This window comes from Erwinia aphidicola, assembly GCF_014773485.1.
GTDB classification, from domain to species: domain Bacteria; phylum Pseudomonadota; class Gammaproteobacteria; order Enterobacterales; family Enterobacteriaceae; genus Erwinia; species Erwinia aphidicola.
In genome coordinates, this window is the sequence record NZ_JACXBP010000001.1 from 282,772 (window position 1) to 306,216 (window position 23,445).

22 protein-coding genes are annotated in these 23,445 nt (G+C 59.3%); 16 read left to right on the plus strand and 6 right to left on the minus strand.

From position 1 onward, the window contains the following. The first annotated feature begins 9 nt into the window (after nucleotides 1-9). From nagZ to ID864_RS01335, 4 genes are all read left to right on the plus strand, one after another. Nucleotides 10-1,029, plus strand: a complete 1,020-nt coding sequence (nagZ, locus tag ID864_RS01320; RefSeq protein WP_191149288.1) for a beta-N-acetylhexosaminidase — start codon at nucleotides 10-12, stop codon at nucleotides 1,027-1,029. A gap of 38 nt (nucleotides 1,030-1,067) precedes the next feature. Further along, a complete protein-coding gene (ycfP, locus tag ID864_RS01325; protein ID WP_187497355.1) occupies nucleotides 1,068-1,610 on the plus strand; it encodes an alpha/beta hydrolase YcfP in 543 nt (180 codons plus the stop codon). 246 nt (nucleotides 1,611-1,856) lie between these two features. Continuing rightward, nucleotides 1,857-3,161, plus strand: a complete 1,305-nt coding sequence (locus ID864_RS01330) for an NAD(P)/FAD-dependent oxidoreductase (protein ID WP_048916376.1) — start codon at nucleotides 1,857-1,859, stop codon at nucleotides 3,159-3,161. 280 nt (nucleotides 3,162-3,441) lie between these two features. Continuing rightward, nucleotides 3,442-3,981 (plus strand): glycine zipper 2TM domain-containing protein, encoded by a 540-nt coding sequence (locus tag ID864_RS01335; RefSeq protein WP_048916375.1) that lies wholly within the window; start codon nucleotides 3,442-3,444, stop codon nucleotides 3,979-3,981. A gap of 165 nt (nucleotides 3,982-4,146) precedes the next feature. Here ID864_RS01335 and mfd read toward each other — a convergent pair whose 3' ends face one another. The 4 genes from mfd to ID864_RS01355 all read right to left on the minus strand — a co-directional run bounded on the left by mfd (nucleotide 4,147) and on the right by ID864_RS01355 (nucleotide 10,230). After that, on the minus strand, nucleotides 4,147-7,593 hold the full coding sequence (gene mfd / locus ID864_RS01340; RefSeq protein ID WP_048916374.1) for a transcription-repair coupling factor: 3,447 nt from the start codon (nucleotides 7,591-7,593) through the stop codon (nucleotides 4,147-4,149). A gap of 117 nt (nucleotides 7,594-7,710) precedes the next feature. Beyond that, a complete protein-coding gene (locus tag ID864_RS01345) occupies nucleotides 7,711-7,920 on the minus strand; it encodes a hypothetical protein (protein ID WP_048916373.1) in 210 nt (69 codons plus the stop codon). Nucleotides 7,921-8,030: 110 nt separating this feature from the next. Next, the gene (locus ID864_RS01350) at nucleotides 8,031-9,251 is read right to left on the minus strand and encodes a glycosyltransferase family protein (RefSeq protein ID WP_048916372.1); all 1,221 of its coding nucleotides are present in this window, start codon (nucleotides 9,249-9,251) and stop codon (nucleotides 8,031-8,033) included. A 178-nt stretch (nucleotides 9,252-9,429) separates the two neighbouring features. Continuing rightward, a complete protein-coding gene (locus ID864_RS01355) occupies nucleotides 9,430-10,230 on the minus strand; it encodes a mannosyl-3-phosphoglycerate phosphatase-related protein (RefSeq protein ID WP_191149472.1) in 801 nt (266 codons plus the stop codon). A 668-nt stretch (nucleotides 10,231-10,898) separates the two neighbouring features. Here ID864_RS01355 and ID864_RS01360 point away from each other — a divergent pair. The 6 genes from ID864_RS01360 (at nucleotide 10,899) to ID864_RS01385 (ending at nucleotide 16,708) form a co-directional block, all read left to right on the plus strand. Further along, nucleotides 10,899-11,057: a YqaE/Pmp3 family membrane protein gene (locus ID864_RS01360; RefSeq protein ID WP_048916370.1), complete on the plus strand. Its 159-nt coding sequence runs from the start codon at nucleotides 10,899-10,901 to the stop codon at nucleotides 11,055-11,057. 66 nt (nucleotides 11,058-11,123) lie between these two features. Then, a complete protein-coding gene (gene dsrB, locus ID864_RS01365; RefSeq protein ID WP_048916369.1) occupies nucleotides 11,124-11,312 on the plus strand; it encodes a protein DsrB in 189 nt (62 codons plus the stop codon). 204 nt (nucleotides 11,313-11,516) lie between these two features. Further along, nucleotides 11,517-11,987, plus strand: a complete 471-nt coding sequence (locus ID864_RS01370; protein WP_099753407.1) for a GNAT family N-acetyltransferase — start codon at nucleotides 11,517-11,519, stop codon at nucleotides 11,985-11,987. Beyond that, nucleotides 11,984-14,044, plus strand: a complete 2,061-nt coding sequence (locus ID864_RS01375; RefSeq protein ID WP_191149289.1) for a hydantoinase/oxoprolinase family protein — start codon at nucleotides 11,984-11,986, stop codon at nucleotides 14,042-14,044. The genes ID864_RS01370 and ID864_RS01375 overlap by 4 nt, the downstream gene beginning before the upstream one ends. After that, on the plus strand, nucleotides 14,034-16,022 hold the full coding sequence (locus ID864_RS01380) for a hydantoinase B/oxoprolinase family protein (protein WP_191149290.1): 1,989 nt from the start codon (nucleotides 14,034-14,036) through the stop codon (nucleotides 16,020-16,022). Before ID864_RS01375 ends, ID864_RS01380 begins: the two co-directional genes overlap by 11 nt. 353 nt (nucleotides 16,023-16,375) lie before the next feature. Next, nucleotides 16,376-16,708, plus strand: a complete 333-nt coding sequence (locus ID864_RS01385; RefSeq protein WP_191149291.1) for a hypothetical protein — start codon at nucleotides 16,376-16,378, stop codon at nucleotides 16,706-16,708. A gap of 29 nt (nucleotides 16,709-16,737) precedes the next feature. Here the strand turns inward: ID864_RS01385 and ID864_RS01390 are convergent, their stop codons facing one another. Both ID864_RS01390 and ID864_RS01395 read right to left on the minus strand, forming a co-directional pair. Further along, nucleotides 16,738-17,397, minus strand: a complete 660-nt coding sequence (locus tag ID864_RS01390; protein WP_048918507.1) for an O-methyltransferase — start codon at nucleotides 17,395-17,397, stop codon at nucleotides 16,738-16,740. A gap of 222 nt (nucleotides 17,398-17,619) precedes the next feature. Next, nucleotides 17,620-18,795, minus strand: a complete 1,176-nt coding sequence (locus ID864_RS01395; RefSeq protein WP_191149292.1) for an MFS transporter — start codon at nucleotides 18,793-18,795, stop codon at nucleotides 17,620-17,622. A 222-nt stretch (nucleotides 18,796-19,017) separates the two neighbouring features. Here ID864_RS01395 and phnF point away from each other — a divergent pair, with 222 nt between their 5' ends. From phnF to phnK, 6 genes are read left to right on the plus strand one after another with little or no spacing between them, the layout of a single operon-like run. Further along, nucleotides 19,018-19,737, plus strand: coding sequence for a phosphonate metabolism transcriptional regulator PhnF (gene phnF, locus ID864_RS01400; RefSeq protein ID WP_048918505.1), 720 nt, complete (start codon nucleotides 19,018-19,020; stop codon nucleotides 19,735-19,737). Beyond that, complete coding sequence (phnG, locus tag ID864_RS01405) at nucleotides 19,738-20,178, plus strand: phosphonate C-P lyase system protein PhnG (RefSeq protein WP_191149293.1); 441 nt, start codon at nucleotides 19,738-19,740, stop codon at nucleotides 20,176-20,178. It begins immediately after the preceding gene. Then, a complete protein-coding gene (gene phnH, locus ID864_RS01410; RefSeq protein WP_048918503.1) occupies nucleotides 20,178-20,753 on the plus strand; it encodes a phosphonate C-P lyase system protein PhnH in 576 nt (191 codons plus the stop codon). The genes phnG and phnH overlap by 1 nt, the downstream gene beginning before the upstream one ends. Beyond that, nucleotides 20,753-21,829, plus strand: a complete 1,077-nt coding sequence (locus ID864_RS01415; protein ID WP_191149294.1) for a carbon-phosphorus lyase complex subunit PhnI — start codon at nucleotides 20,753-20,755, stop codon at nucleotides 21,827-21,829. The genes phnH and ID864_RS01415 overlap by 1 nt, the downstream gene beginning before the upstream one ends. Beyond that, on the plus strand, nucleotides 21,822-22,664 hold the full coding sequence (locus ID864_RS01420) for an alpha-D-ribose 1-methylphosphonate 5-phosphate C-P-lyase PhnJ (RefSeq protein WP_048918501.1): 843 nt from the start codon (nucleotides 21,822-21,824) through the stop codon (nucleotides 22,662-22,664). Before ID864_RS01415 ends, ID864_RS01420 begins: the two co-directional genes overlap by 8 nt. Then, complete coding sequence (gene phnK / locus ID864_RS01425; RefSeq protein ID WP_048918500.1) at nucleotides 22,661-23,419, plus strand: phosphonate C-P lyase system protein PhnK; 759 nt, start codon at nucleotides 22,661-22,663, stop codon at nucleotides 23,417-23,419. Before ID864_RS01420 ends, phnK begins: the two co-directional genes overlap by 4 nt. Nucleotides 23,420-23,445 lie beyond the last annotated feature (26 nt).

A 23,445-nucleotide genomic window follows, 5' to 3' on the forward strand; every position in this document is an offset into this window, starting at 1 on the left:
GGACCGGTAATGTTAGATGTGCTCGGCTGCGAGCTGGATGCGGAAGAGCGTGAGATTTTACAGCATCCGCTGGTAGGGGGGCTGATCCTGTTTAGCCGCAACTATCATGACCCGGCGCAGCTGCGTGAGCTGGTACGGCAGATCCGCAGCGCCTCGCGCAACCGGCTGGTGGTGGCAGTGGACCAGGAAGGCGGCCGCGTGCAGCGTTTCCGCGACGGCTTTACCCGTCTGCCGGCGATGCAGGCGTTTGCTGCGCTGAATGATGCGGCCAGCGCGGAACAGCTGGCGCAGCAGGCAGGCTGGCTGATGGCCTCGGAGATGATCGCCATGGACATCGACATCAGTTTTGCCCCGGTGCTGGATATCGGCCACGGTAGCGCGGCGATTGGCGAGCGCTCTTTCCACGAAGACCCGGCAATTGCCCTGCAAATGGCGCGCTGTTTTATTCGCGGCATGCATGATGCCGGCATGAAGACCACCGGAAAACATTTTCCCGGACATGGTGCCGTCAGTGCGGACTCGCATAAAGAGACACCGCGAGATACGCGCAGCGAGGCGGAGATCCGCCATCATGATATGCCGATCTTTCAGCAGCTGATCGCCGAGCAGGCGCTGGACGCTATTATGCCTGCCCATGTTATCTATACTGAAGTCGATGCGCGCCCGGCCAGCGGCTCATCACACTGGCTGAAAACGGTACTGCGTAAGGAGCTGGGCTTTAACGGGGTGATCTTCTCTGACGATTTGTCGATGGAAGGCGCGGCGATTATGGGCAGCTACGCAGAGCGTGGCCAGGCGGCGCTGGATGCCGGTTGCGATATGATTCTGGTGTGTAATAACCGCGCAGGCGCGGTCAGCGTGCTGGATAACCTGTCGCCGATCAATGCAGAAAGGGTCGCTCAGCTCTACCATCGGGGAACCTTTACCCGTCAGCAACTGCAGGAATCGTCGCGCTGGAAGGAGACGAGCAACGCGTTAAATACGCTGCAGGAGCGCTGGCTGGCCCATAAAGCGGCTGCGGGCATCTGACAACAGGCTGCCCGTGGCGAATCACAATGAGGATGACGATGATTATCTATCTGCATGGTTTTGATTCAAACAGCCCGGGCAATCACGAAAAAGTGTTGCAGCTTCAGTTCATCGACCCGGACGTGCGCCTGCTCAGCTACAGCACCCGCCATCCTAAACATGATATGCAGCATCTGCTCAAAGAAACCGACAAGATGCTGCGTCAGAGCGACGACGATCGCCCGCTGATTTGCGGCGTGGGGCTGGGGGGTTATTGGGCCGAGCGTATTGGCTTTCTCTGCAATGTGCGCCAGGTGATGTTTAACCCCAATCTGTGGCCGAATGAAGTGATGGACGGCAAGATTGATCGTCCGGAAGAGTACCTGGATATTGCCACCAAGTGCGTCAGCCACTTTCGCGAACAGAATCGCCAGCGCGGGCTGGTGTTTCTCTCCCGCCATGACGATGCGCTCGACAGCACCCGCAGCGCGCAGGCCTTACACCACTATTACGAAGTGGTGTGGGATGAAGTTGAGGGCCACAAGTTCCGTAACATCTCCCACCATCTGCCGCGCATTAACGCCTTCAAAACACTCGGTTAAATCGCCGCACCCGGCGTCACATCCAGCCGCTGAAGCCCGCTAAAGTGCGGGCTGATTTTGTGGTCTTTATTCGTACTATTCTTAGTTTTGCTAATAACATTGACCAGGATCAATTTTCTTATAGCAGATGATTTCCTCCGTGTTATTCTGACCCCAGCTCGCGAATTAATATCGCCAACCCTATGTTAATTAAGGTTATTTATTTAACTTTTAATTAACGATTGGTTCACTTTTACAGGGGGTCGTTTGACAACACCTATGAAGAAAATTGTGATTATCGGCGGAGGTGCCGGGGGACTTGAACTGGCTACTCAGCTCGGCCATAAGCTGGGCCGCAAGAAGAAAGCCCAGATTACCCTGGTCGACCGCAACCATAGCCATTTATGGAAGCCGTTGCTGCATGAAGTCGCCACCGGATCGCTGGATGAAGGCATCGACGGTCTGAGCTATCTGGCTCATGCCCACAAGCATGGCTTCAGCTTCCAGCTTGGCACCTTGACCAACCTCGACCGCGAAAATAGCCGCCTGCAGCTGGCGGAAATCCGCGATGCGCAGGGTGAAGTGCTGGTACCGGAACGCGAGCTGGCCTACGATACGCTGGTGATGGCGCTGGGCAGTACCTCAAACGACTTCGGTACGCCGGGCGTGAAGGATAACTGTATCTTCCTCGATAACCCGCACCAGGCGCGCCGTTTCCACAACGAAATGCTGAACCTGTTCCTGAAGTTTTCTGCCAGCGAAGGCACGCAGGAGAAGGTCAATATCGCTATCGTTGGCGGCGGTGCCACCGGCGTAGAGCTGTCAGCCGAGCTGCACAACGCGGTTAAGCAGCTACACAGCTATGGTTATAAAGGTCTGGATAACCAGGCGCTGAACGTCACGCTGGTGGAAGCCGGTGAGCGCATTCTGCCTGCGCTGCCGCCGCGTATCTCCAGCGCCGCCCACCAGGAACTGAGCAAAATCGGCGTGCGCGTTCTGACGCAAACCATGGTGACCAGCGCAGACAAGAAAGGCCTGAACACCAAGTCCGGCGAATTTATCGAAGCTGACCTGATGGTCTGGGCAGCGGGCATCAAAGCACCGGACTTTATGAAAGATCTGGGCGGTCTGGAAACCAACCGCATCAACCAGCTGGTGGTTGAGCCAACGCTGCAAACCACGCGCGACCCGAATATCTACGCGATTGGCGACTGCGCTTCCTGCGCGCTGCCGTCCGGGGGTTTTGTGCCGCCGCGTGCGCAGTCCGCGCACCAGATGGCTTCCCGCGTGCTGGCCAACATTCTGGCAGAGATGAAAGGGCAGCCGCAGAAGCCCTACGTCTATAAAGATCATGGCTCGCTGGTCTCCCTGTCCCGTTTCAGCACCGTGGGTAGCCTGATGGGTAACCTGATGCGCGGTTCAATGATGGTCGAAGGGCGCATTGCGCGTTTCGTTTACATCTCACTGTATCGTATGCACCAGGTGGCGCTGCACGGCTACTTTAAAACCGGTCTGATGATGCTGGTGGGCAGTATTAACCGTGTGATCCGTCCACGAATGAAGCTGCATTAATCCCGCCGCTTTCTGTAAAATAAACGGCTTATAGTGCCACCAGCTATAAGCCGTTGTTCTGATACCGCCGTCTGAACCCCCCGTTAAGAACTCTCTTAAAAGCTTTCTCTTATCATGCGCTGGCCCTTTTTCTTCCAGTATTCTTATTGTCACATTCGCTCACACAACGCAAACTCAAGACTCATTACCACGGCGCGTCGCGCACGCCGGGAATGCCGTAGCTGTTACAGGACGTCTCAGCAGGCAATCATGCGCGGTAACAATTTCAGGAGGTTTTCCTGTGAATAAATCAATGTTAGCGGGTATTGGCATCGGTGTAGCAGCCGCCCTGGGTGTGGCCGCTGTGGCAAGTATGAACGTGTTCGATCGCGGACCGCAGTACGCGCAGGTGCTCTCTGCAACGCCAATCAAAGAGACGCTGAAGAACCCTCGTCAGGAGTGCCGCAACGTTACGCTGACGCATCGTCGCGCCGTGCAGGATGAAAATCGCATTGCCGGTTCAGTGCTGGGCGCGGTAGCGGGCGGGGTACTGGGTCACCAGTTTGGTGGCGGTCGTGGTCGCGATGTGGCAACGGTAGCGGGTGCGCTGGCCGGCGGCTACGGTGGTAATCAGGTGCAGGGCGCCCTGCAGGATCGCGATACTTACACCACTTCCGAGCAGCGCTGCAAAACCGTTTACGACAAGCAGGAAAAGATGCTGGGCTATGACGTCACCTATAAAATTGGTGACCAGCAGGGTAAAATCCGCATGGAAAACGACCCAGGCACGCGCATCCCGCTCGATAATAACGGCCAGCTGGTGCTGAGCGACAAAGCGTAATAGCATCCTGGCGCGCTGTTTTGTAGGGGCGGACCTTTGGTTAAGGTTCGCCCCTACTGTTTGGGCCAACCTGAAAAGCGGTCGGCCCCGACAATATTCAGGTTATCGGCATCCCCTGTAGGGCGGACCCTTTTTTCGGTCCGCCCTTATTGTTGGTAACATGAGTTACGCCGCCGCGTTTTCCAGCATCTTATCCATAAACTCCCGCACCCAAACCATACGCACTTTGCGCTCGCCAAGGTCGCGCATAAACTTAATGCGCGTCGGGCCGTCCAGCCGCCATTGCTGCGGATCTTTCTGCAACAGGCCAATCAGCCAGGCCGGGTCGACCTTATTTTTCTCGGCGAACTCAACGAAGCCGCCTTTCTCGCTGGCTTCAACCTTACGCACGCCCAGCTTCTTCGCCACCAGACGCAGCCCGGCGATATCCAGCAGGTTACGCGCTGCATCCGGCAGCAGGCCAAAGCGGTCGATCAGCTCAACCTTGAGGTCATCCAGCTCGCCGGACTCCTGCGCGCTGGCAATGCGCTTATAGAAGGAGAGGCGGGTATTAACATCCGGGATAAAATCATCCGGCAGCAGCGCAGGCATGCGCAGCTCGATCTCCGTCTGGCTGTTGGTGAGATCCTCCAGCGAGGGTTCACGGCCCTCCTTCAGCGCATCAACGGCATTTTCCAGCAGCTCCATATACAGCGAGAAGCCGATCGTCTCCATCTGGCCGCTCTGACCTTCTCCCAGCAGCTCACCGGCACCACGGATTTCCAGATCGTGCGTTGCCAGCGCGAAGCCCGCGCCCAAATCTTCCAGCGAAGCCAGAGCCTCCAGGCGTTTGTGCGCGTCGGTGGTCATCGCTTTCGGGTGTGGCGTCAACAGCCAGGCGTAGGCCTGGTGGTGAGAACGGCCCACGCGGCCACGCAGCTGGTGAAGCTGCGCCAGACCAAAGTGATCGGCACGTTCGATAATAATGGTATTCGCGGTCGGGATATCGATGCCGGTTTCGATGATGGTAGTACACACCAGCACGTTAAACCGCTGGTGGTGGAAATCGTTCATCACCCGTTCCAGCTCGCGCTCGCGCATCTGACCATGGCCGATAGCGACACGCGCTTCAGGCACCAGTGCGGAGAGACGCTGTGCGGCCTTCTCGATATTTTCGACGTCGTTGTAGAGGTAATAAACCTGGCCGCCGCGCAGCACTTCACGCAGGATCGCCTCGCGCACCACCAGCTCATCGTACTGGCGCACAAAGGTTTTTACCGCCAGGCGGCGGGCCGGTGGCGTGGCAATAATCGACAGATCGCGCATCCCACTCATCGCCATATTCAGCGTGCGTGGGATCGGCGTGGCGGTCAGCGTCAGAATATCCACATCGGCACGCATCGCTTTGATGCGCTCTTTATGCCGTACGCCGAAGCGGTGCTCTTCATCGACAATCAGCAGGCCGAGATCGCGCCATTTGATCTCACTCTGCAACAGCTTGTGTGTGCCGATCAGGATATCAACCTTGCCTTCCTGCGCCTCGCTCAGCACCTGCACCTGCTCTTTGGCGGTACGGAATCGGGACAGCATCTCAATGCGCACCGGCCAGTTGGCGAAGCGGTCGCGGAAGTTATCGTAATGCTGCTGGGCCAGCAGGGTGGTCGGCACCAGCACCGCCACCTGCTTGTGGTTTTCCACCGCGAGGAAGGCGGCACGCATTGCCACTTCGGTTTTACCAAAGCCCACGTCGCCACACACCAGGCGGTCCATCGCCAGCGGCTGGCACATATCGCTCAGCACGGCATTAATAGCAGCGGACTGGTCAGGGGTGGTTTCGAACGGGAAGCTCTCGCAAAACAGCTGATACTGTTCCCGGTCATGCTTAAAGGCAAAGCCGGTTTTGGCGGCACGCTGGGCATAGATATCCAGCAGTTCGGCGGCCACATCGCGCACTTTTTCTGCCGCTTTCTGGCGCGCGCGCGACCAGGCATCGCTGCCCAGCTTGTGCAGCGGCGCGTTCTCTTCGGCACCGCCCGCGTAGCGGCTGATCAGATGCAGAGACGACACCGGCACATACAGCTTGGCATCGCCGGCATACGCCAGCATCAGATACTCCGCCTGGATACCGCCGGTTTCCAGCGTGGTCAGGCCGATATAGCGCCCGACGCCGTGCTCGAGATGCACCACCGGCTGGCCCGGATGCAGTTCCGCGAGGTTGCGGATCAGCACGTCCGGGTTGATGGTGCGGCGGCTGTCCTGGCGACGACGGCTAACGCGCTCGCCCAGCAGATCGCTTTCGCAGATCAGCGCGCGGTTACGCAGGCCGTCGATAAAACCGTGTTCGCTGGCGCCGATCAGCAGATAGTGGCCTGGCGCCTGCGCATCCGGCAGCGAGTGGATCGCCGTCGGCTTCAGCTTGATGCGCGCCAGCAGCTCCTGCAATGCTTCGCGGCGGCCTTCGCTCTCTACCGAGAACACCACCGGGCCGCTGAAACTCTCCAGAAAACGGCGCAGGGCATCAAGCGGTGCTTTGGCCTGCGCCTGCACCGCCAGATCGGGCAGCGTTTCATAATGCAGATTGGTATTGGCGGCTTTATCGGCCAGCAGTTCGGTTTTCAGCTGCACGCGCGGCCACTGCTTCAGTTCGCCGAACAGTTCATCACTGCGCAGCCACAGGGTTGGCGGCGGCAGCAGCGGACGCATTGGGTCGACGCGGCGGTTCTCATAGCGGGCGTTAACATCCTGCCAGAAACGTTCGGCACTGGCTTCCAGGTCGCCGGAAATGATCAGCAGCGTATTGGCCGGCAGATAGCTGAATAACGGCTGCAGCGGCTGCTCGAAGAACAGCGGCTGCCAGTATTCAATCCCGGCGGGCAGGGTGCCTTTGCTCACCTGCTGATAGATATGCTCGGCTTCACGACGCACGTCAAAATGTTCGCGCCACTGGGTGCGGAACAGCTCAATCGCGGCTTTATCGGTCGGGAACTCGTGCGCGGGCAGCAGATTAATCGCTGCGACCTCTTCCTGAGTGCGCTGGCTGTCGACGTCAAACAGCCGCAGGCTGTCGATTTCATCATCGAAAAAGTCAATACGGTAAGGGCGGTCGCTGCCCATCGGGTAAAGGTCAAGCAGTGCGCCACGGGTGGCAAACTCACCGTGTTCCATCACCTGATCCACGCTGCGATAGCCCGCCTGTTCCAGCTGGGCGCGCAGCTTGTCGCGCGACAGCTTTTGCCCTTTTTGCATCACCAGCGCATGGCCGTGCAGGAAGCTGTGCGGGCAGACGCGCTGCATCAGCGTGTTAACCGGCAGGATCAGCACGCCGCGCTCAAGCGTCGGCAGTTGATACAGGGTGGAGAGTCGCGAGGAGATAATTTCCTGATGCGGCGAAAAACTGTCAAAAGGCAGCGTTTCCCAGTCCGCCAGCGCCATCACCGGCTGGTCGGTAAACTGTTTAATTTCATCCTGCAGGCGCAGTGCATTCTGCATATCCGGTGCAATCAATACCACCGGGCCTTGATGACGTTCAACCATTTCGGCACATTCAACGGCACAGGCTGCACCGGTTAATTGCCCCAGCTGGCGCTGGTCGCCTGCTCTGGTCGGCAGGTCGTAGCGGTAGAGTTCTGGCATAATCAGTTAGACGGTCTCTTGGCAAAGGGGAGATCGGAAAACCGCTGTGGTGCCGGGCGGTCCCGATTCAGCTACGCGGAGTATACCTTGATTTTAGCGGCAGTTGGGCATCCTGGCCTATTTTGGTGACTGCTGCGTATAGTGCATGCGCGGGCGGTCAATATTCGCCCAGATCAGCTCATTTTCACCATGATAGCTATGGTTGCCATCGTCCCACTTGACGTAGTAACCGGCGGGCTGGTCACCCTGTTCAAAAACATTCAGCACCACGCCTTTAATCTGTCCGGTTTTATGGCGCACGATACTGCCTTGTGGATATCTGGACATCGTTAACCCCCGCAGATACCGCCAGTAATGGATGCCACCATAGTCGCAGGGTTAACCATCGGTCATTGTCATTGAGATCAAAAAACCGACAATTAACCCCGTAATTTTGTTCAGACGTCACCGGTATTATCATCCTCAACGGCCTGATAGATACGCTGCAGGATATCCGGGAAGGCTGACTGTACGCGGCTCCAGCTGGGGATAAAGGGTTTCTCATTCGGGCGTTCAATAAACGACTGCCCGGCGTCGAGAATGGCCTGAGTAAACATCTCCACGGCGGCTTCCTCCGCATGCTGGTCGAACTTCAGGCCATTCATCGTCGCTTCATGGTTATAGATCTCCATCATATCCAGCGCGTTACGATAGTAGGTGGCTTTCAGCACGCGGAAGGAGTCGCTGGTAATATTAACGCCCATGGTGGCCATTTTACGCAGCAGCGACTGCACAATGTCGTTACTCATGCGCTTCAGTCCCCCGGTGCCGTCCTCTTCGGCCAGCGGCTGATGCTTATGGTCGTAGTTATCGGCAATCTCCACCTGGCAACTCTGCCGCGTGGTGTAGTTGCGATAGATCTCGGACAGCACGCCAATCTCCAACCCCCAGTCGCCGGGAATTTTAATGCCGTTCAGTACATGGGTGCGCATGGCGAACTCGCCGGAGAGCGGGTAGCGGAAGCTGGAGAGATAGTCGAGATACTCCGAATGGCCGTACACCTTTTGCAGCGAGCGCAGCAGTGGGCCAACCAGCAGGCGGCCAACGCGGCCATTCAGCTTGCCATCCGCGACGCGGGCATAGAATCCTTTGCAGAACTCATACTGGAAGCTGGGGTTCGCCAGCGGGTAGAGCAGGCGGGCCAGCATGCCGCGCTCATAGGTGACGATATCGCAATCGTGCAGCGCCACGCAGGCAGTTTTATCGGAAGCAAGGGTGTAGCCGGTGCAGAACCAGACGTTACGCCCTTTACCCGGCTGCGCAGGGGAAAGCCCCTCTTTATCCAGTTCGGCATCCAGCGCTTTCAGGCGCGGGCCGTCGTTCCACAAAATACGATGGCGCTGAGGCAGGCGCGAAAAGAACTCGCGGGCATGCAGAAACTGATCGCGGTCGGCGCGATCCAGCCCAATCACGATCTCGGCCAGGTAAGGGACTTTCGCCAGCTCATCGACGATATGGCTGAGGGCCGGACCTTCCAGTTCCGAATAAAGGGAAGGGAGGATCAGCCCCATTTTGCGCTTGCGTGAGAAGCGCGTAAGCTCTTTTTCCAGCTCCTCCACGCTGCGCCCCGTCAGGTTATGAAAGTTAGTAATGACGCCGTTCTGGTAAAAATCGCTCATCGCTTACCTCGTAATGGTGACCTCAGCTTACTGAGTGATATACCCGTCATACTTCAAGCTGCATGTGCGTTGGCTGCACCCGCTCACCCCAGTCACACAGTGATCTATGTTGCTGGGGACTCGCGGCCTTGCCGCCTTCCTGCACCAAAAGTAGGCCCCACGAGGGGACTCGAATTAATTAGGGTAAAAAATGCTCAAGCCCTTCGCACCAGCCTTCCGGGCCAAAATGTTCGGTGTGATAAATAGAGTGCTTATCCTGACGCTGCAAAATAACCGGATTTTTACTGTAGCCCTTAATCACCACCGCATAATCGACGGCATCCAGCATCTCCGCATCGTTAGGGCCGTCCCCCAGGCCAATGGTGAGCGGTGGCCCCGCCGGGTGAGGGTAGTGCTGGAGCAACCAGCGCAGCGCCGCGCCTTTACCACATCCACTGCGCACCACGGACCAGAAGCGCCCGCCCTGGATCAGGGTGAGATCCTGCTGCGCCAGATGCTGGCGGAACTCGGTGAAACGCTCCTCGCTGTCGCGCCAGATAAGGCTTTCCGAGGCCTCGCGCTGGCGTGCTAAAGCCGCCTGATGCGGGGCCAGCCCGGTCCAGTCGGAGACCTCCTTTTCACTGACTTCGGCAAAGCCGATGAACCTGAAGCCGTGCTGCTGTTTCAGGCGCTGCAGCGTGCGGCACAGCGTGGCGTAATCGGTGCCGCCCGACTCCCTGAAAGGGCCAGCGCCGCTGCCGTCATCCCACTGCACCAGCGCGCCATTTTCAGCTATAAACGGCGCGCCGGCGATCCCCAGCTGATCTTGCAGCGGGACGATCTCCGCTGCAGTCTTACTGGAGCAGATAACCAGCGGGATGTGCTGCGCATGCAGGCGTGCCAGCCAGGGTTCGGCGGGTTGCCAGCTATAGGTATGGTGGTCCAGTAGCGAACCGTCGAGATCGGTGATAATCATCACCGGGTCCTGCAACGTCGGCATTGGCAATACCTCATAAGTGACGGTGAGCATTGAGTATAGTCCAGAGTTTCACAGGCGCGGGGAGGGCGTAAAGCGCTCGATAGCGGTTCGGCAACTCCAGGAATTATCTTAAAAGCGAGTAAGAAAAGTGACGGGAGTGACAGTCGCGGGCGGTGCGAAAGATCAGCAGTGGCGCAGGCTGTAGCCGAGAAGCTTGTACAGGCTGTGGATTTTTGTACAAATTAAACGGAAGTTAGGAGTTGTCTTAGCCAGACAATGCGTTACTCTATTGACGTCAATGAATTACCCAAGTAACGAATTCATTTCCTGTGAGAATACTTTATCCCGGCCAGTCACTGGCTGGGATTTTTTTTGCTCAGGCAGAAATCGCAGGCAAAAAAAAAGCCCGCGCTGCGCGGGCAAAATCCTTGTTACTTTTGGTAGGCGGTCTCCACCCACGCTAACATCCAGGGGTGGAGACAGCCTTTCTGCGCCTTTGGGGTTGGTGCAGTGAGAAGATTCTAAGATTAAACCCTGTCAGGAGTCTCACCGCGAAACGTAAAGAAAGCGAAAAAGTGAGACAACAGAAGACTTTACGCAGCTTTACGCGCTTACGACGCGATGATTTTTTTGGCTAGCTATAATGATCAACGGGTTAACCCCTGACAAAAACAGAAAACGGAGAGTGTATGGACTTTTTACGCATTGTGATTGCGATTCTTTTACCCCCACTGGGCGTGTTTATGCAGGTTGGTTTTGGCGGAGCATTCTGGCTGAATATCCTGCTGACGCTGTGCGGCTACATCCCCGGTATCATCCACGCGGTGTGGGTGATTGCACGTCGCTAACTGACCAGACTGCTGCGCGCCATAAAATACTCGGTTAAACTGAAGCAAATCAGGCTTGGAGAGACCATGAAAGTTAATGAGCGCGTAACGGTAAAAACTGACGGCGGACCACGCCGTCAGGGGACGGTTCTGGCAGTGGAGGAGTTTAGCGAAGGCACCATGTTCCTGGTGGCGCTGGAGGATTATCCACTGGGGATCTGGTTCTTTAATGAATCCGGCCACGAAGACGGCATTTTCGTCGAACCGCACCCGTAACCAAAGAGGTGACAGTCATCGCTGTCACGTCGTGGCGAGGCACGCCTCGCCCGCTTCAGGCCAGCCCTGAATGTGCCGGCACAAAATTTCCTCGCCCGCCCGCAATTCCCCACAAAACGCCGTACCGACCCTTATCAACCCAAAAACTCTCGCCAGCATTGGCCTTACACTGTTTTAAACCGCCAAAAACAGTCAGGGATCCCTATGCTAATGCCGCTTGTGCCTGCCGTTGCCGAATGGCAGCGCGATGACTACCTGTTAAGCAGCGACCCGCAAAAAATCGATATCGCCTGGGTCCACCACCACATCTCCGAACACAGCTACTGGGCGCAGGGGCAAACGCTGGAAATGACCGAGCGCTCCCTCGCGGCCTCAATGCCTTTCGGCATCTATTACCAGCAGCAGCAGGTAGGTTTTGGCCGCCTGATCACCGACTACAGCCGCTTTGCCTATCTCAGCGACGTGATGATCGACGAAGCGCACCGTGGTAAAGGCTTAGGGCGCTGGTTTGCCGCCGCAATTGTCCATCACCCTGAACTGAAAACCATCAAACGCTGGATGCTGGCGACCGATGACGCGCACGACGTATACCGTCGGGCGGGCTGGAAGCCGGTGGCACAGCCGCAGCGCTTGATGGAATTTATTCCTACCCCACCAGAGGATCGCACTCCATGACCTACCGCGTTGGCGTCGATATCGGCGGCTCGTTTACTGACTTTGCGCTGCTTGACGAGCGTGATAACAGCATCCGCACCCTGAAAGTCTTGTCGCGGCCCGACAGCCCCGGCAGTGAAATTACCACCGGGCTGGCGGCGTTTCAGCAGCGCGATGGCATCAATCCGGCTGATATCCACTACTTCACCCACGGCACCACCGTTGGCGTGAATGCGGTGATCCAGCGCAAAGGCGTCAAGCTGGCGCTGTTCGCCACCGAGGGCTTCTGCGACGTGCTGGAGCTGGCCCGCCTGAAAATCCCTCATATCCACGACCTGTTCTCACGCCGCCCGGCCCCGCTGATCGCCCGCGACCGCGTCTTCGCCATCAAAGAGCGCAGCGACCGCGACGGCAACGTGCTGCAGCCGGTCGAGCGCCAGAGCGTGGTAGACGCGGTAGACAGGGCGCGCGCTGCGGGGTGCCAGGGGATAGTCGTCTCGCTGCTGCATAGCTATCGCAACGGCAGTAACGAAGCGCAGGTGCGCGCGATCGTCGCCGAAATTGCTCCCGATCTGCTGACCTCCTGCTCGGCCGAGATCTGGCCGATTATCCGTGAATACGAACGCACCATCACTGCGGTGATCAACGCCTATGTACAGCCAAAAGTGATCTACTACCTTGACTCGTTCGAACGCGCCCTGAAAGAGATGGGCGTGCCGGTGCCGCCGCGCATCACCAAATCCAACGGTGGAGTGATGGCGCTGGCGCAGGCCAAAGCCGAGTGCGTACAGATGGTGCTATCCGGCACCGCTTCCGGCGTGATGGGCGCCAGCTATATTGCCGAAAGCTGCGGCTTTGACCGCCTGCTTAGCCTCGATATCGGCGGCACCAGCGCCGATGTGGCGGTGATTATCGATGGCCGCCCGGAGTACGGCAGTGGCGAAATTATCGGGGATTTCCCAATCTACATTCCGTCAGTGTCGGTCACCTCGGTGGGTCAGGGCGGCGGGTCGATCGCCTGGATCGACAGTCTCGGCGTCCTGCAGGTCGGGCCGGACAGCGCCGGTTCGCTGCCGGGGCCAGTCTGCTTCCGGCGCGGCGGTAGCGAAGCCACCGCGACCGATGCCTTTGCCGCCTGCGGGCTCATTGGTCACGGCGACCTCGGCTATAACGCGGTGCAGGTCGACGTGGCCGGGGCGCGCGCGGCGGTGGAAAAACTGGCGGCACCGCTCGGTATCAGTATTGAGGAGACGGCGGAAAATATTATCGCGCTGGCGATCTCCAGCATGTACAGCGACACCAGTGGGCTGATTTCACGCTTCGGCCTCGATCCCCGTGAGTTCTACTTCCTCGCTTTCGGCGGCGCCGGGCCGATGATGGGCTGCTTCCTGGCGCGTGAGCTGAAGCTGAAAGGCGTCGTGGTTCCCCCTACGCCTGGGGTGCTGTCGGCGCTTGGCGGGCTGGTGGCCGACATAAAAAATGACTTTATCCGCACGCTGTACTGCGAGCTGACGCTGGCGGTCATGGACGATTTGCAGGTCAACGCGAGCGAACTCCGTCGCGAAGCCGAAGGCTGGCTGGCGCGGGAATACGGTGCCGATCTGCCGTATCAGCTGAGCTTCTCCGCCGATATGCGCTACCGCGGTCAGTCGTTTGAAATTGACGTGGCGCTGCAGGAAGCCTGGCTACTGGCGGGCGATCTCGCCGCCGTGCGTGCGGCATTTGATGCCCATCACACGCGCCTGTTCGGTCACCACGACCAGCACGCGGCGGTACAGCTGATCAACCTGCGGCTGGTGCTCTCCTCACCGACGCCGAAACCGCGCCTCAGCACGCTGGCGCAGGCCACTGTTCCGGTGGACGTAGTGCGTGAAGTGGACGCGTGGATCGACGGCCAGTGGTGGCAGGTTGGCGTGGTCGCCCGCAGCGCGCTATTGGCCGGGCACCAGCTGGATGGCCCGGTGATTATCACCCAGGACGACTGTACCACCTGTGTTCCACCGCAGATGCAGGTCGACGTCGACCGCTTTGGCAACCTGATTATTACCCCGCAAACCGGAGCGCATCATGGCAATTGATGGTCGTAACCTGCAAATCCTCGCTAACTACTGCGCGGCCGCCGCCGATGCGATGGCGTTTACCCTGATGCGCACCGCCCACTCGACCTTTGTTAAAGAGACGGAGGACTTCTCCTGCCAGATCGTCAGCCGCAGCGGAATGGCGTTTGCCTCACCGCGCAGCTTCGGCGCGCCGTGGTACAGCGGTATCGACTACGGCCCGGTACTGGAACTGATCGACGGCTACCGGGAAGGGGACATCTGCATCACTAACGACGCCTACGCGGGCAATGTGGCCACCCATTCGCCGGATATCCATATCTGGAAGCCGGTGTTTTATCAAGGTGAGATCGCGTGCTTTGTGGTCGGGCATATCCACAATACCGACGTCGGCGGCGCTGTTCCGGCCTCGCTGTCGCGCTCGCTGAGTGAAATTGTGCAGGAGGGGATCCGCATTCCGCCGCTAAAAATCATCAGCGCTGGGGTGCTGAACGAAGAGGTGGCGCGCATAATGCGCCTCAATGTCCGTGCGCCGGATCAGAACTGGGGCGACTTCAACGCGCAGATCGCCTCGGTCAACATCGGCGAACGCAAGGTGCAGGAGATTATCGCCCGCTTCGGCATTGACGATTTCCTCAGCGGTATTGAGGGGATTCTCGACTATGCCGAGCAGCAGGCACGCAGCATAATCAGCACTATTCCCGACGGCGACTATTTTTACGCCGACTATGCCGATGAAGACGGTGAGGGCGGCTATCCGTGCCGCATCGCCGTCACGCTGCGGGTAACGGGCGAGCGGCTGGAGCTGGATTATACCGGCAGCGATCCGCAGCTGATGTCGTCGCTGAATATGCCCACCGGCGGGCGCGAGCGTCATCCGCTGGCGCTGGTCGGCGTCACCTATGTGCTCTCTACCCTTGACCGTTCGCTGCTGCTCAATGCCGGAACGCTGCGCCCGACGCGGGCTATTCTGCCGCCTGGCAGCATTATGAACTGCGAAGCGCCAGCGGCGGTGGGAATGCGCTCACTGACCTGCGCGATGTCGCAGATCGCCACCGTGGGGGCTTTCTCGCTGGCGATGCCGGAGCGCCTGCCGGCCAATTCGCCGGGCGGCAATTCCATTATCAATATTCGCACCGTTGACGGGCAGAACCGCAGCGTGGTGGCCTCGCTCGGCCCGGTAGGCGGCGGCGCGGGTGGCACGCCAAGGCACGATGGCCCGGACGGTTCGGGCGGCCTCTCGGCGTTCCTGAAAAATACCCCCATCGAGATTAACGAAGCGGAGGTGCCGGTACGCTTTCATCGCTACGGTTTGGCCGCCGACAGCGCCGGGGCCGGGGAGTTTCGCGGCGGGCTGGCAACGGAGATGGCGTTTGAGGTGTTCGCACCCAATACCACCATTACGGCGCGAAACCGTAACCGCTCGGTGTTCTCTTCGGCGGGCGCCGCCGGTGGCCGGGCGGGCAGCACTTCGTGGTTCCGCACCGAACACGCCGACGGGCGCGTCACTGAACACGGCAATACTGATGTGATCCACTGCGGGCCGGGGGATGTGGTGGCGATCAAAGGGCCGGGCGCGGGCGGCTACGGGCTGGCGAAGAACCGCAGCCTGCAGGCGGTATTGCAAGATGTGCAGTGCGGTTTTGTCAGCGAACAGGCGGCGCGCGAGCAGTACGGCGTGGCGCTGCAGTACGGAGAGATTGACGAGGTCGGCAGCGCCCGTCTGCGCAGCGCGATGGCGGATGCCAGCGGGGAACACTTTGACGTGGGCAGCGCCCGACGCGAGTTTGAAAGCCTGTGGACGCCGCAGCGCTATCAGCTGCTCACCAACTTCCTCGCGCAGCGCCCGGTCGTGTGGCGTCACTTCCTCAAGCACCAGGTGTTTGCGGCAGTGCAGGCAGGTGAAGGCCGTGAATTAGCGCTCGATCAGCAAATGTCTCAGCTGTTTGCGCGCTTATTACAACGCTTCCCGGCGCTGAACGTCCCGCAATCAATGTAACGCTGATGTAGGGCCCTGCTGAATTTTGCGATCCGTGCCGGAAAACAAAATTTGCCGGGGTTTTTTTATCGGCTTCATTAATGTTTTTCTATTTTTAACCGGGTAGGATTATCGGGTAGATAATAAACAGTGGGTTTATTAGTGGAATAAGTAAGAGAGGTTAAGATGGATTTCAACCTGAAGGATTTTGTCAGTGCGATAGGGGGTGGGCTTGGTTTGGGGTTTGGCCTTTCAAGCCTGGTTCCCGTGCTTGTTCCTTCCGTAGTCTACAGCGATTACATCTGGAAGTGTGGCGCTATTTCTGGAGCAGTGGTACTGAGTGCTCTTTATCTCTACTCGGCATGGAGAGCTAAATGATGGAGTCAGCCTGGTATTTCCCGCACAACGGTCAGCAGTTGGGAGTATTCTATTTAACGATTTGCGTTATCTATTTATTAATTCACTTAATATGGGAGAGATATAGTGTGCGCGGACCACTTTTTTCCCTGAAAAATATGCATCTTAAGGCGGCCCTGGTTTTCTCCAGCACGACAATGGCATCCAGCCTGCTTTTTGTGGTGATCGTCTTCGATCTGGAAAATCCGCTGCGCTATTCGGATGCCTTTGTCCTGCCGCTGGTTATTTCAGCGCTGTGCGGGATATTTGTCTCGCTCTCCTCGCTTGATCCGGAAGCGGGGGTGAGATAATTAAAGGTCGGGCATGCCCGACCCCAACATTATTTGACCAGCGCCAGCGAAAAGCCATCCCAGCCTTTGGCGCCCACGGTTTGAATCGCGGTGGCGTCAAGGCGCGGATGGCTGCCCATCATCGACAAAAAATCACGCACGCCCTGCAGGTTCCAGTCGCTGGTGTCGCCGTCGGCCACGCGTCCGTTGCGGATCACGTTATCGCCAATAATTAACGTTCCGGAACGGGAATAGGTAATCGCCCATTCAAGGTAAGCCGGGTTATTACGCTTGTCGGCATCGATGAAAATCATATCGAACGGCGCGGACCCGGCGAGAGTGGGCAGGGTATCCAGCGCTGCGCCGACGCGGATAGTTACCTTACTCTCCAGCCCGGCATGACGGATGTTTTTCGCCGCAATTTCGGCATGATGCGCTTCATATTCCAGGGTGATCACTTTGCCATCCTCCGGCAGCGCACGAGCCAGCCAGATGGTGCTGTAGCCGCCCAGCGTGCCAATCTCCAGAATGCGTTTTGCCCCGACCATTCTGGCGAACAGCTGCAGCAGCTTGCCCTGATTGGGTGCGACATCAATTGCCGGTAAACCCGCCGCCTGGTTCGCCTCCAGCGCCGCAAGCAGTGCCTCATCCTGCACCACCAGCTGCTCCACCAGATAGTCGTCGACCTGCGCCCAGCGTTGTTGATTCATCGTTTGTCCCTGCTGAATGGTAAATCGCTAATTATAGATGGGTTGAGGCGGGCGAGATGCCACAGCAGGGGGATATTTTTGATGTATGCAGGTCTACTGTAGTGGCCGACCTTCTTTTCCGGTCGGCCTTCAGCAAAATAGTGCGGGTTGACCGAAAAAGAGGGTCAACCCCTACGCCGTCACCCTGGCAACAAATTGCGGGTCGGCCTTCAGTTAGCGATATCAGTTGCGGCAGGTTTCCTGCTGCGGCGATCGCGCATCGGGGATAAGGGTTAACAGCCCGCAGAACGCCATGCCAACGCCAATCCACAGCGGGGCGCTCAGGCCAAAGCCGTACTCAATGCCCAGCCCGCCGAGCAGCGACCCCAGCATCAGGCCGAGGGTGATCATCGAAGCGTGCAGCGTATTCACCAGCTGACGGTTGCCGGCCGCGCCCATCACCCGCGTCACCATCGCCGGGTTCATCGTTACCCCGGTCAAGCCAACGCCGACCACCGCCGCCACGGCAATCACCGGCTGCGCAATGTAAAGCGCAAACAGCGTCATAAACAGCATCAGGCACAGCAGGCCAAAGATAATCACCGGCAGCGCAAAGCGCTGTGCCAGCCTGCCGACCACCGCATTACCCAGTACCGTAGCGGCGCCGTAAATCACCAGTAGCCAGGTAATGCTCCCGGCGCTAAAGCCAGTCTCGTTGCTCAGGATCGGCGTGAAGTAGCTGAAGCCGGCAAAGGTCGCGCCGATGATCATCATGCTGGTACTGTAAGTGCGCCACAGCAGCGGGTTTTTCAGCGCCCGCAGCTCGTCGCCCAGACTGATATCTTCCGCATGCAACGATTTTGGCAACGTCAGCCGCGTCAGCCACAGCGCCAGCAGCGTAATCCCCACCACCGACCAGAAGCTGACGCGCCAGCCCGCGAGGTTCCCAATAAAGCTCGCCAGCGGCAGACCGATAACGGTGCCGATCATCAGCCCACCCAGCACCACGGTGATCGCACGTGAGATCAGCTCTGGCTTAACCAGCCTGACGCCAGTACTCACCGCGCAGCCAATGAATGCCCCGGCAACCGCCCCGGTCATAATGCGCGCCGCCATCAGCAGCGGGTAGTTGCTGGCAATGGCACCGAGCGCCTGGCTGGTAATAAACAGCCCGAGGAGAATAAACAGCCCGCGGCGCGGCGGCTGCTTCAGCAGCAGCAGGGTTAGCAGCGGGCCGCCGAGCGCCATCGCCAGCGCATACACAGTGATCAAATAGCCCGCCATCGGCAGGCTGATGTGCAGGTCGGCCGTCATGATATTCATCATCGCCGCCACCTGGAATTCGCTGGTTACCATGGCAAAAACGCCGAATCCCAGCGTATACACGGCCGCAGGCAGAGAAGTGGAAGTTGCAGACATAACGTTTCCCGGAGAAGAAGAAGCAAAGAGGCAAAGTGTAGACGTTGTTCTGTGTTTGCTAGTTAGCGCACCATGCTCACCACTCGCGGCGCTTTTTAAAAACCTTCATCACTCCTTAACCGCACTGTCACACAACCTGGCCATCTTGGTGTGCAACCCGGTGGGGAGCTTAAGGCACATTGCCTCCCCCGCTGAACGGACGGTTTCGCGGAGATTTTTTACATGCTCAACTTATCCAGACATCCGACCACTTTGTATCAGGCCATCGCCGCCCAGCTGGAGGAGGAGCTGCGCAACCGCTATCGCTGCGGGGAGTACCTGCCCTCCGAAAAACAGCTGGCCGCAAACTATGCCGTCAATCGCCACACCCTGCGCCGTGCGGTGGATGAGCTGGTGGATAAAGGGCTGGTTCAGCGCCGCCAGGGCGTGGGTATTCTGGTGCTGATGCGCCCGTATAACTACCCGCTGCATGCCCAGGCGCGCTTCAGCCAGAACCTGCTGGAGCAGGGTAGCCACCCGACCAGCGAGCGTCTGCTGGCGGTACTGCGCCCGTGCAATGCGGAAGTCGCCAGCGCACTGGCGTGCAAAGAGGGCGACACGGTTGTCCACCTGCGCACGCTGCGCCGGGTCAACGGCGTGCCGGTCTGCGTGATTAACCACTACCTGCCCGATCTCAGCTGGTGGCCGCAGCTACAGCAGTTTAACAGCGGCTCACTGCACGATTTCATTCAGCAGCACCTCACCGCCGGGCTGACGCGCAAGCAGACGCGCATCACCGCCCGCCGCGCCCAGGCAAAAGAGAGTGGCCTGCTGGAAGTGGCCCTGCACGCGCCGCTGCTGTGCGTGCGCACCCTGAATACCTGTACCGACAGCGGCAGCATGGCGGAATACTCCGTCAGCCTGACGCGTGCCGATATGATCGAACTGACGCTGGAGCACTAAATGGAAGCAAACAAGGCACGTCAGCACTGGCTCTCCGTGCTGGCCCACAGCCAGCCTGCAGAGTTGCTGGCGCACTGGCCGCAGGATCTGAAGGCGGATTATCAGCTGCTGCGCCCGGCAGAAACCGGCCTGACTCGCCTGCAGGCGCGCATGGGCGGCACCGGTAAACGCTTTATTCTGGGCGATACCACCGTGACCCGTGCCGTGGTGCGGCTGCCAAACGGGCTGTGCGGATACAGCTACATTCTTGGCCGCGATAAAGATCATGCCGAACGCTGTGCGCTGCTGGATGCCCTGCTGCAAAGCGACGGTATGCCGCATCTGCATCAGCACATTATTGCGCCGCTGGCGGCCCTGCGTCAGGAGCAGCAGACGCTGCGCTCACGCGAAGTGGCCAGCAGCCGCGTTGACTTCTTTACCCTTGTCCGGGGAGATAACTGATGACCTTACTTGCCAGCTTTAGCCATCCTGTCGCTGATGCCCAGCGCGCCTTTCGCCGCATTCTGAAAGCGATGAGCGAGCCGGGCGTAATGGTGTCGTTGCCCGCGCTGCCGGCCTGGGGGCGTGCTTCTCCGGCCGCCACGGCGGTATTAATGACGCTGGTCGACCGCGAAACGCCGCTGTGGATCGACCAGGCGCTGAACGATGATGCGCTGCTCAGCAACTTGCGTTTCCATACCGGGGCGCCGGTCACCGCGCGCACCGACGCCCCCTTTGCCCTGCTGCACGCCGCTGACGGCACGGAGATAAGCCAGTTCTCTGCGGGGGATAACGTCGCGCCGGAGAAAAGCACCACGCTGATTATCGACGTGCCTGCCCTGAGCGGCGGACTGACGTTACGCCTGCGCGGGCCGGGCCTGATGGAGCGCCGCGCCATTGCGCCGCAGCTGCCGGAAAGCGTGCTCAGCTACCTGCGTAACCGCGCGCATCACTTCCCGCAGGGCATCGACCTGATCTTTACCTGCGGTGAAAACATGATGGCGCTGCCGCGCAGCACCGTTGTGGAGGTGTGCTGATGTACGTTGCCGTTAAAGGGGGCGAGAAGGCGATAGCCGCCGCCCATCAGCTGCAGGAGAGCCTGCGCCGTGGCGATGCGAACCGGGCTGAAATCCGCTGTGAACAGATTGATCAGCAGCTGGGTCTGGCCGTGGATCGCGTGATGACCGAAGGCGGCATTCACGACCGCCAACTGGCGGCGCTGGCGATCAAACAGGCGAGCGGCGATCTGGTGGAAGCCATCTTCCTGCTGCGTGCCTACCGCACCACGCTGCCGCGCCTGGCGGACAGCCTGCCGCTCGACAGCGCGGCGATGCGCGTCGAGCGACGCATCTCGGCGGTGTATAAGGATCTGCCTGGGGGGCAGCTGCTCGGGCCGACCTACGACTACACCCATCGCCTGCTCGATTTCACCCTGCTGGCAGAGGGCAAAACGCCGCACACGCCGCGTGCCGAACAGCCGCTGCAGGCAGAGTGCCCGCATATGTTTGACCTGATGACGCGCGAAGGGCTGGCGCTGCGTGAGGAAGATGACGGCAGTGAACCTGTCGATATCACCCAGGATGCGCCATCCTACCCGATGCCGCGCTCGGCGCGCCTGCAGCAGCTGGTGCGCGGTGACGAAGGTTTCCTGCTGGCGCTCGGCTACTCCACCCAGCGCGGCTACGGGCGTACCCACCCGTTTGCCGGGGAGATCCGTACCGGCTATGTCACGGTGGAGATCTGCCCGGAAGAGTTGGGCTTTCCGCTGGAGATCGGCGAAGTGCTGCTGACCGAGTGCGAGATGGTCAACGGCTTTACCACCCCGGCAGATCGGGCGCCGCACTTTACCCGTGGTTACGGGCTGGTGTTTGGCCGCGCCGAGCGCAAGGCGATGGCGATGGCGCTGGTGGACCGTGCGCTGCAAACCGATGAGCACGGCGAGCGCATTACCAGCCCGGCGCAGGACGAAGAGTTTGTGCTGTCGCACGCCGATAACGTCGAGGCAGCGGGCTTTGTCTCGCACCTGAAACTTCCCCACTACGTTGATTTCCAGGCCGAGCTTGAACTGCTCAAGCGCCTGCGTGCTGAATACCAGGAGAAACACCGTGACTGAACTCAGCGGTTACAACCCCGGCTACCTTGATGAGCAGAGCAAGCGCACCATCCGCCGCGCAATCCTCAAGGCGGTGGCGATCCCCGGCTATCAGGTGCCGTTTGGCGGGCGTGAAATGCCGATGCCTTACGGCTGGGGCACCGGCGGGATCCAGCTGACCGCCAGCGTGATTGGCGAAAATGACGTGCTGAAGGTGATCGACCAGGGCGCGGACGATACCACCAACGCGGTGTCAATCCGCCGCTTTTTCCAGCGCGTCAGCGGGGCAGCAACTACGGAACGCACCGTGGATGCCACGCTGATCCAGACGCGTCACCGCATCCCGGAAACGCCGCTGGTCGAGGATCAGATCCTGATTTATCAGGTGCCGATCCCGGAACCGCTGCGCTTTATTGAACCGCGTGAGACGGAAACCCGCACCATGCACGCACTGGAGGAGTACGGCATCATGCAGGTGAAGCTGTATGAAGATATCGCCCGCTACGGCCATATCGCCACCACCTACGCCTACCCGGTGAAGGTCAACGATCGCTACGTGATGGACCCGTCGCCAATCCCGAAATTCGACAACCCGAAAATGGATATGATGCCCGCGCTCCAGCTGTTCGGCGCCGGGCGCGAGAAGCGTATCTACGCGCTGCCGCCGTATACCAAAGTGGAGAGCCTGGATTTCGACGACCACCCGTTTAGCGTGCAGCAGTGGTCTGAACCCTGCGCGCTGTGCGGCTCGCGCGACAGCTATCTGGACGAAGTGGTGATGGATGATGCCGGCACGCGCATGTTTGTCTGCTCGGATACCGATTACTGCCATCAGCAACAAGAGAATCAGCCATGAACCGTGAATCCCCGCTGCTGGCGGTCAATCAGTTAACCCATCTTTATGCGCCGGGCAAAGGCTTCAGCGATGTGTCGTTTGAGCTCTATCCGGGGGAAGTATTAGGCATCGTCGGCGAGTCCGGCTCCGGTAAAACTACGTTGCTGAAGGCCATCTCGGCGCGGCTGGCGCCGCAGCAGGGCGAGATTATCTATCAGGGGCAGGATCTGTATGCGATGAGCGAAAGCGAGCGCCGCCGTCTGCTGCGCACCGAGTGGGGCGTGGTGCATCAATACCCGATGGATGGCCTGCGCGCGCAGGTCTCTGCCGGGGGCAATATCGGCGAGCGCCTGATGGCGGTGGGGCAGCGCCACTATGGTGAGATCCGCCACACCGCAGGCAAATGGCTGCAGGACGTGGAGATCCCGCTGGCGCGGATTGATGACCTGCCGGGCACCTTCTCCGGCGGTATGCAGCAGCGTTTGCAGATTGCGCGCAACCTGGTGACCCATCCTAAACTGGTGTTTATGGACGAGCCAACCGGTGGGCTGGATGTTTCGGTGCAGGCGCGCCTGCTCGATTTGCTGCGCAGCCTGGTGCGTGATTTGAATCTCGCGGTGGTGATTGTCACGCACGACCTCGGCGTGGCCCGCCTGCTGGCGCATCGCCTGCTGGTGATGAAGCAGGGCGCGGTGGTCGAGAGCGGCCTGACCGACCGGGTGCTGGACGATCCGCATCATCCGTATACCCAGCTTTTAGTCTCGTCGATTGTATAAACCGGGCGGACCGAAAAAGCGGGTCC

Coding starts and splice junctions, on each gene's coding strand:
- nagZ (WP_191149288.1), top strand. CDS start 10: ATGTTAGATGTGCTCGGCTGCGAGCTGGATGCGGAAGAGCGTGAGATT.
- ycfP (WP_187497355.1), top strand. CDS start 1,068: ATGATTATCTATCTGCATGGTTTTGATTCAAACAGCCCGGGCAATCAC.
- mfd (WP_048916374.1), bottom strand. CDS start 7,593: ATGCCAGAACTCTACCGCTACGACCTGCCGACCAGAGCAGGCGACCAG.
- ID864_RS01345 (WP_048916373.1), bottom strand. CDS start 7,920: ATGTCCAGATATCCACAAGGCAGTATCGTGCGCCATAAAACCGGACAG.
- ID864_RS01350 (WP_048916372.1), bottom strand. CDS start 9,251: ATGAGCGATTTTTACCAGAACGGCGTCATTACTAACTTTCATAACCTG.
- ID864_RS01355 (WP_191149472.1), bottom strand. CDS start 10,230: ATGCCGACGTTGCAGGACCCGGTGATGATTATCACCGATCTCGACGGT.
- ID864_RS01360 (WP_048916370.1), top strand. CDS start 10,899: ATGGACTTTTTACGCATTGTGATTGCGATTCTTTTACCCCCACTGGGC.
- dsrB (WP_048916369.1), top strand. CDS start 11,124: ATGAAAGTTAATGAGCGCGTAACGGTAAAAACTGACGGCGGACCACGC.
- ID864_RS01370 (WP_099753407.1), top strand. CDS start 11,517: ATGCTAATGCCGCTTGTGCCTGCCGTTGCCGAATGGCAGCGCGATGAC.
- ID864_RS01375 (WP_191149289.1), top strand. CDS start 11,984: ATGACCTACCGCGTTGGCGTCGATATCGGCGGCTCGTTTACTGACTTT.
- ID864_RS01380 (WP_191149290.1), top strand. CDS start 14,034: ATGGCAATTGATGGTCGTAACCTGCAAATCCTCGCTAACTACTGCGCG.
- ID864_RS01385 (WP_191149291.1), top strand. CDS start 16,376: ATGATGGAGTCAGCCTGGTATTTCCCGCACAACGGTCAGCAGTTGGGA.
- ID864_RS01390 (WP_048918507.1), bottom strand. CDS start 17,397: ATGAATCAACAACGCTGGGCGCAGGTCGACGACTATCTGGTGGAGCAG.
- ID864_RS01395 (WP_191149292.1), bottom strand. CDS start 18,795: ATGTCTGCAACTTCCACTTCTCTGCCTGCGGCCGTGTATACGCTGGGA.
- phnF (WP_048918505.1), top strand. CDS start 19,018: ATGCTCAACTTATCCAGACATCCGACCACTTTGTATCAGGCCATCGCC.
- phnG (WP_191149293.1), top strand. CDS start 19,738: ATGGAAGCAAACAAGGCACGTCAGCACTGGCTCTCCGTGCTGGCCCAC.
- phnH (WP_048918503.1), top strand. CDS start 20,178: ATGACCTTACTTGCCAGCTTTAGCCATCCTGTCGCTGATGCCCAGCGC.
- ID864_RS01415 (WP_191149294.1), top strand. CDS start 20,753: ATGTACGTTGCCGTTAAAGGGGGCGAGAAGGCGATAGCCGCCGCCCAT.
- phnK (WP_048918500.1), top strand. CDS start 22,661: ATGAACCGTGAATCCCCGCTGCTGGCGGTCAATCAGTTAACCCATCTT.